This window comes from Streptomyces sp. NPDC004065 (genome assembly GCF_044903565.1).
GTDB lineage: Bacteria > Actinomycetota > Actinomycetes > Streptomycetales > Streptomycetaceae > Streptomyces.
This window is the reverse complement of record NZ_JBJDQT010000001.1, coordinates 250,863-260,884: the sequence shown is the minus strand read 5'-3', so window position 1 is coordinate 260,884 and position 10,022 is coordinate 250,863. Positions and strand designations below refer to the sequence as shown.

Below are 10,022 nucleotides of genomic sequence, written 5' to 3'. Positions count from 1 at the left end.
TGCCGTCCCGAGCGGATCGGGCTCCCGGCCTTCGTGGGCCCGAATCAGTCTTCCGCCCCGAACGGATCGAGCCCCCGCCTCCGCCGACCGAACCAGCCCCTGGCCCTCACCGAACGAACCAGGCCCCCACCGAACGAACCGGGCCTCTGGCCCTCGACGAACCGGCCTCTGGCCCTCGACGAACCGGCCCCTGGCGCCCGACGAACCGGGCCTCTGGCCCTCGACGGACCGGGCCTCTGGCGCCCGACGGACCGGGCCTCTGGCGCCCGACGGACCGGGCCTCTGGCGCCCGACGGACCGGGCCTCTGGCCCCCGACGGACCGGGCCTCTGGCCCCCGACGGACCGGGCCTCTGGCCCCCGACGGACCGGGCCTCTGGCCCCCGACGGACCGGGCCCCTGGCCCCCGACGGACCGGGCCCCTGGCCCTCGACGAACCGCACCCCTGGCCCTCGACGAACCGGGCCCCTGGCCCCCGACGGATCGGGGGCCAGGGGCCCGCACTCACACGCACCCGCGCGGGGCCGGCCACCGGCCCCGCGCCCCGCGCCCCGCCGCGTCAGCCGTTGGCGCGCACCGGGATCGACGTGAACGTCGGCTGCTCGGGTTCCCGCGAAGTGAAGAAGTCGTTGCCCTTGTCGTCGACGACGATGAACGCCGGGAAGTCCTCGACCTCGATCTTCCAGACGGCCTCCATGCCCAGCTCCTCGTACTCGAGGACCTCGACCTTCTTGATGCAGTCCTGGGCCAGCCGGGCCGCCGGGCCGCCGATGGAGCCCAGGTAGAAGCCGCCGTGCGCGTGGCACGCGTCGGTGACCTGCTTGCTGCGGTTGCCCTTGGCCAGCATCACCTTGGAGCCGCCCGCCGCCTGGAACTGCTCGACGTAGGAGTCCATGCGGCCGGCCGTGGTCGGGCCGAAGGAACCGGAGGCGTAGCCCTCGGGCGTCTTGGCCGGGCCGGCGTAGTACACCGGGTGGTCCTTGAGGTACTGCGGCATGCCCTCGCCGGCGTCGAGGCGCTCCTTGATCTTCGCGTGCGCGATGTCGCGGGCCACCACCAGCGGGCCGGTGAGCGACAGCCGGGTCTTGACCGGGTACTTGGTCAGCTCCGCGAGGATCGACTCCATCGGCTGGTTCAGGTCGATCCTGACCACCTCGCCCTCGGACTCGAGGTGCTCGTCGGTGGTGTCGGGCAGGAAACGCGCCGGGTCCGTCTCGAGCTGTTCCAGGAAGACACCCTCGGCGGTGATCTTCGCGACCGCCTGGCGGTCCGCCGAGCAGGAGACCGCGATGGCGACCGGGCACGACGCGCCGTGCCGCGGCAGGCGGACCACGCGCACGTCGTGGCAGAAGTACTTGCCGCCGAACTGCGCGCCGATGCCGATCCTCTGCGTCAGCTCGAAGACCTTCTCCTCCAGCTCCTTGTCGCGGAAGCCGTGGCCGAGCGGGGAGCCCTCGGCGGGAAGGTCGTCCAGGTAGTGCGCGGAGGCGTACTTGGCGGTCTTCAGGGCGTACTCGGCGGACGTGCCGCCCACCACGATCGCCAGGTGGTACGGCGGGCAGGCGGCCGTGCCCAGCGAACGGATCTTCTCCTCCAGGAACTTCATCATGGAGGCCTCGTTCAGGACCGCCTTGGTCTCCTGGTAGAGGAAGGACTTGTTGGCCGAGCCGCCGCCCTTGGCCATGAACAGGAACTTGTAGGCGCCGCCGTCGGTGGCGTACAGCTCGATCTGGGCGGGGAGGTTGGAGCCGGTGTTCTTCTCCTCCCACATGGTCAGCGGCGCCATCTGCGAGTAGCGCAGGTTCAGCTTGGTGTAGGCGTCGTAGATGCCGCGGGAGAGGGCCTTCTCGTCCCCGCCCTCGGTGAGGACGTTCTGGCCGCGCTTGCCCATGACGATCGCGGTGCCGGTGTCCTGGCACATCGGCAGCACGCCGGCGGCGGCGATGTTGGCGTTCTTGAGCAGGTCCAGGGCGACGAACTTGTCGTTCGCGCTGGCCTCCGGGTCGTCGATGATGCGGCGGAGCTGGGCGAGGTGGGCCGGGCGCAGGTAGTGCTGGATGTCGTGGATCGCCTCCTCGGCAAGCTTGCGCAGGGCCTCCGGCTCGACCTTGAGGAACGTACGCCCGTCGGGTCCCTCGACCGTGGAGACGCCCTCGGACGTCACCAGCCGGTACGGGGTGGTGTCCTCACCCTGGGGGAGCAGATCGGTGTACGCGAATTCAGGCATCTCAGCCCATTCCTCACTCGGCAGACGACTGCCCGCCTCCATTGGCGGGCACCGACCAGCGTAGAACCTGCCGCCGACAGCGAACCTGTGAGGTCCCGCTCACCGTCCGCCGGGGCCCGGGTCGTCCCCACCCCTGGTCGCGATCTATCGCGTTTGGGTACGCTGCTGCCGTGGACCTTCAGAAGCAGACCGAAAAGCCTTCGGCCGCCCCCGTCGGCGTCAGCGAGCTGCGCGCCTCGGACGCCGACCGCGACCGCGTCGCGGACATCCTGCGCGAGGCCCTCGCCGAGGGCCGGCTGACCGCCGACGAGCACGCCGAGCGCGTCGAGGGGGTGCTGCACGCGAAGACGGTCGGCGAACTGGAGGTCTTCATCCGGGACCTGCCCGCCGGACGGCGCGCCGGCGCGGCGCCCGGCTGCACGGCCGCGCCCAACCGCCCCCCGGCCGGCCTGATACCCCCCGACGCCGACGACAACGTGGTGGCGGTGTTCAGCGCCGCGATGCGCAAGGGCCGCTGGCGGGCCGGCCGCCGGCTGCACGCGTACGCGATCTTCGGCAGCGTGGAGATCGACCTCAGCGAGGCGCTCTTCGAGTACCAGCAGGTCGTGATCAAGGCCGTCTCGGTCTTCGGCGACGTGCAGATACGCGTCCCGGAGAACGTGTCGCTGCGCGGCACCGGCGGCGGCGTCCTCGGCAACTTCGAGGTGAGCCCGCTCGACTCGGCCGAGCCCGACGCCCCGGTGGTCTACGTCGACGGCTGGGCGGTGCTGGGCAACGTGGAGGCGCGGCCCAGGCGCGGCAAGCTCGTCGCGGACATCCTCGACCGGGTGCAGCGCAAGGTCGACAGGGGTTTGCGCAAACACCTCTGACCCGCCGCGCGGTCCACGACTCAGTGCATAGGCGCGCGCACAGCGGGTAGGCCTTGACGCATCGTCTCTCGCTCGCGAAGCCGTCGTCAGGAGAAGACCGTGCTGCAACCGCCGCATTCGCCCCTGCAGGTAGCTGCCGTTCCGGCCCAGCGGGTGCCAGCGCGAGACCGGGACCAAGACGCGCCCTGGCACACCGAGGCCGTGTGCCGGCGCGACGAGGCCGGCCTGTTCTTCGCGCCGTCGAAGGAGCCGACCGCCGCCCGGCTCTCCCGGGAGGAGGCCGCCAAGCGGGTCTGTGCGCGCTGTCCCGTGATGGTGGAGTGCCGCGAGCACGCGCTGGTGCAGCCCGAGCCGTACGGCGTCTGGGGCGGCCTGACCGCGGCCGAACGCCGGGTGGTCCTGGCCCGGCGCCGCCGCCGTGAGCTGGAGCTGAAGAAGACGGCCCGGGCGAGCCGCATAGCCCAGGCGGGCTGACCCGGACCCCGGGCCGGCCCGCACGCGAAGGAGGCGCCCCCTCCGCACAGGGGGCGCCTCCGTGCTGCCGCGCGCCGGCTACTTCGCGCGGTCGAAGTCGATCGCGCTGTACGCCCGCAGCTTCCGCAGCCGGTGCTCGGAGTCGATCCGGCGGACCGTCCCCGACTTGGAGCGCATGACGATCGAGTCGGTCATCGCCGTCTCCGACCGGTAGCGCACCCCGCGCAGCAGCTCGCCGTCGGTGATGCCGGTGGCGACGAAGAACACGTTCTCCCCGGAGACGAGGTCGTCGGTGGTCAGCACGCGGTCCAGGTCGTGCCCGGCGTCCACCGCCCGCTGCCGCTCCTCGTCGTCCTTCGGCCACAGCTTGCCCTGGATCGTGCCGCCCAGGCACTTCACGGCGCACGCCGAGATGATGCCCTCCGGCGTACCGCCGATGCCGAGCAGCAGGTCGACGCCGGTGCCGTCGCGCAGCGCCAGGATCGAGCCGGCCACGTCACCGTCGGAGATCAGCTTGATCCGGGCGCCCGTGTCCCGGATCTCCTTGATGATGCCCTCGTGCCTCGGCCGGTCGAGGATGACGACGGTGACGTCCTCGGGCGTGGACCGCTTGGCCTTGGCGACCCGCTTGATGTTCACCGAGACGGGCGCGTCGATGTCGACGAAGTCGGCCGCGTCCGGGCCGGTGACCAGCTTGTCCATGTAGAACACGGCGGACGGGTCGAACATGGCCCCGCGCTCCGCGGCGGCCAGCACCGCGATCGCGTTCGGCATGCCCTTGGCGGTCAGGGTGGTGCCGTCGATCGGGTCGACGGCGATGTCGACCTCCGGCCCGGTCCCGTCGCCGACGCGCTCCCCGTTGAACAGCATCGGGGCCTCGTCCTTCTCGCCCTCGCCGATGACGACGACGCCGTTCATCGACACGGTCGAGACGAGGGTTCGCATGGCGCGCACCGCGGCGCCGTCGGCGCCGTTCTTGTCGCCGCGTCCGACCCAGCGGCCCGCGGCCATGGCGGCGGCCTCGGTCACCCGGACCAGCTCCAGGGCGATGTTGCGGTCGGGGGCCTCTTCGGGAACTTCCAGCTCGGACGGCAGGTGATGGTGTTCGGTCATCGGAGCGCACCTTTCTGATACGACGACGGCCGGATGAGGGTGTAGAGCCCGACTCTATCGCCGAGTGGACAGAATGAGCAGGGGACCCCACGGATGAGCGGCCGTGACACCTGCGACGATAGGGGACGTGGCAGGTTCGAACGGCAAGCAGAAGTCAGTCCGAAGCATGGTCCTCTCCCTGGGGGTGACCGCGCTCGCGGCAGGGGTCGTCTACCTCTTCGTCCCGCACGACGATCACGCTCCCGACATCAAGCGCGTCGACTACCGCGTGGAACTGCTCACGGCGCGCCGCGCGGCGTCCTACCCGGTGGCCGCGCCCGAGGGCCTGCCCGGCGAGTGGAAGGCCACCTCCGTACGGTTCCAGGGCGACCGGTACGACCGCTGGCACCTGGGCTTCCAGGATCCCGACGGTCAGTACGTGGCGATCGAGCAGTCCACTCAGGAGCGCCCGAAGTTCATCGAGGACGCCAGTCAGGGCTCCCACGCCACGAAGACCACCGAGAAGATCGACGGCCGCACCTGGACCCGGTACACCGGGGGCCGCTACGACGCCCTGGTGCTCGAGGGCACCAAGGGCTCCACGACGGTGGTGGCCGGCACGGCGTCCTTCGACCGCCTCACGGCGATGGCCGACGCCCTGGAGATGTCCTGAGGGTCGCCCGCCCTTGAGGGTCGCCCGCCCTTGAGGGGCGCCTGCCCTGAGGGGCGGATGCCGCGGGGGGCTCCCGCCGGCAGCCGCCCGGGGCCTCACACGGAGGGCGCGGGCCCGTCGTCCCCGTTCCCGTTCCCGTCCTCCCGCTCCGCCTCCTCGGCCAGCGCCGCGTCCAGCCGGGCCCGCGCGCCCTCCAGCCAGCGCCGGCACACCTTGGCCAGCTCCTCGCCCCGCTCCCACAGGGCGAGGGACTCCTCCAGGCTCGTGCCGCCCGCCTCCAGGCGCCGTACGACCTCGATCAGCTCGTCCCGTGCCTGCTCGTAGCCGAGCGTCTCCCCGCCCGGTGCCGCCTTGCTCGTCATCCGCCCACCCTATGCGCCTATGCGCCTGATGCCGGCGTCCCCGATGCCGCGGCCCCGGACGCCGACGCGTCCGACGCCGCCGCATCCGGCGCGTCGACCCGAACCGTGAACTCCCCCTCGGCCACCCGCGCCCGCAGCGCCTCGTCCGCCGTCACCTCGGCCGGGTCGCGGACCACATGCCCGTCGGCCCGCTGCAGCACCGCGTACCCGCGGCGCAGCGTCGCGGCGGGGGACAGGGCCACCACGCGCGCGTGGGTGTGCGACAGCTCCGAGTCGGCCCGGTCCAGCAGGTGCCGCAGCGTGTACCGGCCGCGCTCCAGCAGCGCGGCGACGTGGTCCGCCCGCTCGTCGACCATGCGGTGCGGGTCCTCCATGCAGGGCCGGGCCAGCGCGTGGGCCAGACCCCGCTCCTCCCGCTCCAGGAAGGAGTGCACGCACCGGCGCGCCCGGTCCCGCAGCTGCCGTACCCGCTCGTACTCCTCGCCGACGTCCGGTACGACCTTCTTCGCGGCGTCGGTCGGGGTGGAGGCGCGCAGATCGGCGACGTAGTCGAGCAGCGGCGTGTCCGGCTCGTGCCCGATCGCGGAGACCACCGGCGTGCGGCAGGCCGCGACCGCGCGGACCAGCTGCTCGTCGGAGAACGGCAGCAGGTCCTCCACGCTGCCGCCGCCCCGCGCCACGATGATCACGTCCACGTCGTCGCTCTCGTCGAGCTCCTTGACCGCCTGGACGACCTGCGGCACCGCGTGCACGCCCTGCACCGCCACGTTGCGCACCTCGAAGCGGACGGCGGGCCAGCGGTGCCGGGCGTTCTCCAGCACGTCCCGCTCGGCCGCGGAGGCGCGCCCGCACACCAGGCCGACGAGCTGCGGCAGGAAGGGCAGCGCCTTCTTCCGCGCGGGGGCGAACAGCCCCTCGGCGGCCAGCGTCTTCTTCAGCTGCTCCAGCCGGGCCAGCAGCTCTCCCACGCCCACGGGCCGTATCTCGGCGGCCCGCAGCGACAGCTGCCCGCGCGGCGCGTACCACTCGGGCTTGGCGTGCACCACGACGCGGGCGCCCTCGCCCACGACGTCGGCGACCGCGTCGAACACCTGGCGGTAGCAGGTGACGCTGACGGAGATGTCGTACGACGGGTCGCGCAGCGTCAGGAAGACCACGCCCGCGCCGGGCCGCCGCGACAGCTGCGTGATCTGCCCCTCGACCCACACCGCGCCGAGCCGGTCGATCCACCCGCCGATCAGCCGGGAGACCTCGCCGACGGGCAGGGGGGTGTCGGGGGACGTGGAGAGAGCCATGTCCGCGAGGGTAGCCCGCGGCACCGACAACGCCGCGTGGAGCGGGCCCGCCCCACCCTCCCCGCCGTGAGGTCCCCCACCCTTACGATGGAGCCATGACCGCTTCGCCTGGCAGCCGCCGCGTCCTGCTCGCCGCCCCCCGTGGCTACTGCGCCGGCGTGGACCGCGCCGTGATCGCCGTGGAGAAGGCCCTCGAGCAGTACGGGGCCCCGATCTACGTCCGGCACGAGATCGTCCACAACAAGTACGTGGTGCAGACCCTGGAGAAGAAGGGCGCCGTCTTCGTCGAGCGGACCGAGGAGGTGCCGCCGGGCAACATCGTGATGTTCTCCGCGCACGGCGTGGCCCCCGTCGTGCACGAGGAGGCCCAGCGCGGCCGGCTCTCCACCATCGACGCGACCTGCCCGCTGGTCACCAAGGTCCACAAGGAGGCCGTCCGCTTCGCCAAGGACGACTACGACATCCTCCTGATCGGCCACGAGGGCCACGAGGAGGTCATCGGCACCACCGGCGAGGCCCCCGAGCACATCCAGCTCGTCGACGGCCCCGAGGACGTCGCCGGCGTCGAGGTCCGCGACCCGTCCAAGGTCGTGTGGCTGTCCCAGACCACCCTCTCCGTCGACGAGACCATGGAGACCGTCGACGCGCTGAAGCAGAAGTTCCCGCAGCTGATCTCCCCGCCCAGCGACGACATCTGCTACGCCACCCAGAACCGCCAGCTCGCCGTGAAGCAGATGGGCGCCCAGGCGGACCTGGTGATCGTGGTCGGCTCCCGCAACTCCTCCAACTCCAAGCGCCTGGTGGAGGTCGCCAAGCTCGCGGGCGCGGACCAGGCGTACCTGGTCGACTTCGCCGACGAGATCGACGAGGCCTGGCTGGAGGGCGTGTCCACGGTCGGCGTGACCTCGGGCGCGTCCGTGCCGGAGGTCCTGGTCGAGCAGGTGCTCGAGTGGCTGGCGGAGCGCGGCTTCGAGGACGTGGAGATCGTCAAGGCGGCCGAGGAGTCCATCACCTTCTCCCTGCCGAAGGAGCTCCGCCGCGATCTGCGCGAGGAGGCGGCGGCCCTGGTAGCCGAGCGCGGCGGCTCCGGAACGGCGCAGGCCTGAGCCCGGCCGACCACGCCCGGAGCGTGACTGTCAGTCGTACGTCGTAACGTATAGCCATGCAGATCTTCGGCGTGGACATCGGCGGATCCGGGATCAAGGGTGCCCCGGTGGACCTCGACAAGGGCGACCTGGCCCAGGAGCGGTACAAGGTGCTCACCCCGCACCCGGCGACCCCCCAGGGAGTGGCCGACGGCGTGAAGGACGTCGTCGAGCACTTCGGCTGGACGGGCCCGGTCGGCCTGACCTTCCCCGGCGTGGTCACCGGCGGCTCCACGGTGCGCACGGCGGCCAACGTCGACAAGAGCTGGATCGACACCGACGCGCGCGCCTTGTTCGGCGAGCGGCTGGGCGGCCTGCCGGTGACGGTGGTCAACGACGCGGACGCGGCGGGCGTCGCCGAGATGCACTTCGGCGCCGGCCGGGACCGCCGGGGCACGGTGATCCTGCTGACCTTCGGCACCGGCATCGGCAGCGCGGTGTTCACCGACGGCGTCCTGGTGTCCAACACCGAGCTGGGCCACCTGGAGCTGGACGGCCACGAGGCGGAGAAGCGGGCCTCCAGCAAGGCCAAGGAAGACCACGAGCTGACCTGGGAGCGCTGGGCCCGCCGCGTCCAGAAGTACCTGGCCCACGTCGAGATGCTCTTCTCCCCGGAGCTGTTCATCATCGGCGGCGGCGTCAGCCGCAAGTCCCACAAGTTCCTGCCGCTGATCGAGGGCATCAGAGCGGAGATCGTCCCCGCCCAGTTGCAGAACAACGCGGGCATCGTGGGAGCGGCGATGCGGGCCTCGGAGCACCGGTAGCCCCCTGGGCGCGGCCGCCTCGCGCGGCGGTGACACGGTCCCGCGCGGGGCGGCGGTGCGGCGGGGGCGACGGGCTCCGCCGCGTGCCCGCCCGCGCCCACCGCGCGGCCCGGGGACCGGCGGCCGCGCGACCCTGGGACCGGCGGGCGCACGGCCCTGGCATCGGCAATCGGACGGCCCTCGGATCGGCGGCCGGGCGGCCCTGGGACCGGCGGCCGGGCGGCCCTGGGACCGTCGGCCGCGCGGCCCTGGGACCGGCGTCCCCGCCCAGGTGTCCCCGCCCCAGGCGTCCCCGCCACCCGACGGTCACCGCGTCCGGTCGCGACCGCGCTGGGGCGGGCCGCCGCGCCTGGTCCTGCCCTCCCTGCCCTGCCTGCCGTCCCCCCTGTCCACGCTTCCCAGTGCGACCCGGCGCGCCAGTGCCGTCGCACCCGCGGCCAGCGTCCCCCCGTACAACCACAGGGCCTGCGTCGCGAGCGTGGTGACCAGGCCCATCACCTCGCCCAGGAATCCCTCGCCGCCGTCGGCCACCGGGACCAGCCCGACGGCGAAACCGATGGGCGCCACGACGGGCGCGGTCAGCAGGTCGGCCTGGCGCACCCACACCGCGGTCAGCACGCACACCGGCAGGAAGAGCACCCCGTACGCCGTCGGCGACCCGCCGAACAGCAGCAGGTCCACACAGCCCAGCCCCAGCATCGCCGCCATGCAGAACAGCCCCGCCCCGAGCCCCGTGAGCCGCGGATTGGGCAGCCGAGCCGGCCGCCGTGACCCCGGGGCGGCGGCTGGACCGGCGGCGGACGGGCGCCCTGCCCGGGCGGGGCGGCGTTCCGCGGGCCGCGCGGGCGGACGGGCGCCGCGGGGCGCGGCCCGGGCGCCCTGGGAGGGCACCGGCGGCCCACCGCGCTCACCGCGTTGCCCGCGTCGCGGTCCGTGCTGCTGAGGTCGCGTCCTGTGTTCCTCCACTGGACCAACCTAGGTCTGCTTATGTGCTGAATAGGCCATCTGACACGCCGGGCCGTGCGGCCCGCCCGGACGGCGAACCGTCGAGGAGGGAGGTCCGCGACACGCCGTAGACTGGTGGATCGGCCGCCTGGCCCCCAGTCTCCTCACGTACGGGAAG

Annotated in this window: 10 protein-coding genes; 5 read left to right on the top strand and 5 right to left on the bottom strand. The window is 72.8% G+C overall.

The window, feature by feature from the left end; genetic code table 11:
• Nucleotides 1–557: 557 nt before the first annotated feature.
• Complete coding sequence (locus tag ACI2LW_RS01165) at nt 558–2,225, bottom strand: fumarate hydratase (protein ID WP_404729017.1); 1,668 nt, start codon at nt 2,223–2,225, stop codon at nt 558–560.
• 170 nt (nt 2,226–2,395) lie between these two features.
• Between ACI2LW_RS01165 and ACI2LW_RS01160 the strand changes: the two genes are divergently transcribed.
• Both ACI2LW_RS01160 and ACI2LW_RS01155 read left to right on the top strand, forming a co-directional pair.
• Nucleotides 2,396–3,094: a DUF1707 domain-containing protein gene (locus ACI2LW_RS01160; RefSeq protein WP_404729016.1), complete on the top strand. Its 699-nt coding sequence runs from the start codon at nt 2,396–2,398 to the stop codon at nt 3,092–3,094.
• A gap of 99 nt (nt 3,095–3,193) precedes the next feature.
• The gene (locus ACI2LW_RS01155) at nt 3,194–3,568 is read left to right on the top strand and encodes a WhiB family transcriptional regulator (protein WP_404729015.1); all 375 of its coding nucleotides are present in this window, start codon (nt 3,194–3,196) and stop codon (nt 3,566–3,568) included.
• 78 nt (nt 3,569–3,646) lie between these two features.
• On the opposite strand, the gene glpX is transcribed toward ACI2LW_RS01155, so the two are convergent.
• Nucleotides 3,647–4,681, bottom strand: a complete 1,035-nt coding sequence (gene glpX / locus ACI2LW_RS01150) for a class II fructose-bisphosphatase (RefSeq protein ID WP_404729014.1) — start codon at nt 4,679–4,681, stop codon at nt 3,647–3,649.
• 127 nt (nt 4,682–4,808) lie between these two features.
• Between glpX and ACI2LW_RS01145 the strand changes: the two genes are divergently transcribed.
• Nucleotides 4,809–5,333: a DUF4245 domain-containing protein gene (locus tag ACI2LW_RS01145; protein WP_404729013.1), complete on the top strand. Its 525-nt coding sequence runs from the start codon at nt 4,809–4,811 to the stop codon at nt 5,331–5,333.
• 95 nt (nt 5,334–5,428) lie between these two features.
• On the opposite strand, the gene ACI2LW_RS01140 is transcribed toward ACI2LW_RS01145, so the two are convergent.
• Entirely contained in the window at nt 5,429–5,695 is a 267-nt protein-coding gene (locus ACI2LW_RS01140; protein WP_404729012.1) for an exodeoxyribonuclease VII small subunit, read from the bottom strand.
• Between the two features lie 17 nt (nt 5,696–5,712).
• Complete coding sequence (xseA, locus tag ACI2LW_RS01135; RefSeq protein WP_404729011.1) at nt 5,713–6,990, bottom strand: exodeoxyribonuclease VII large subunit; 1,278 nt, start codon at nt 6,988–6,990, stop codon at nt 5,713–5,715.
• A gap of 95 nt (nt 6,991–7,085) precedes the next feature.
• On the opposite strand from xseA, the gene ACI2LW_RS01130 reads away from it, so the two are divergent.
• On the top strand, nt 7,086–8,096 hold the full coding sequence (locus tag ACI2LW_RS01130; protein WP_404729010.1) for a 4-hydroxy-3-methylbut-2-enyl diphosphate reductase: 1,011 nt from the start codon (nt 7,086–7,088) through the stop codon (nt 8,094–8,096).
• 56 nt (nt 8,097–8,152) lie between these two features.
• Nucleotides 8,153–8,899 (top strand): polyphosphate--glucose phosphotransferase, encoded by a 747-nt coding sequence (gene ppgK, locus ACI2LW_RS01125; RefSeq protein WP_404729009.1) that lies wholly within the window; start codon nt 8,153–8,155, stop codon nt 8,897–8,899.
• Between the two features lie 306 nt (nt 8,900–9,205).
• On the opposite strand, the gene ACI2LW_RS01120 is transcribed toward ppgK, so the two are convergent.
• Entirely contained in the window at nt 9,206–9,607 is a 402-nt protein-coding gene (locus ACI2LW_RS01120; protein WP_404729008.1) for a DUF6542 domain-containing protein, read from the bottom strand.
• Nucleotides 9,608–10,022: the final 415 nt, after the last annotated feature.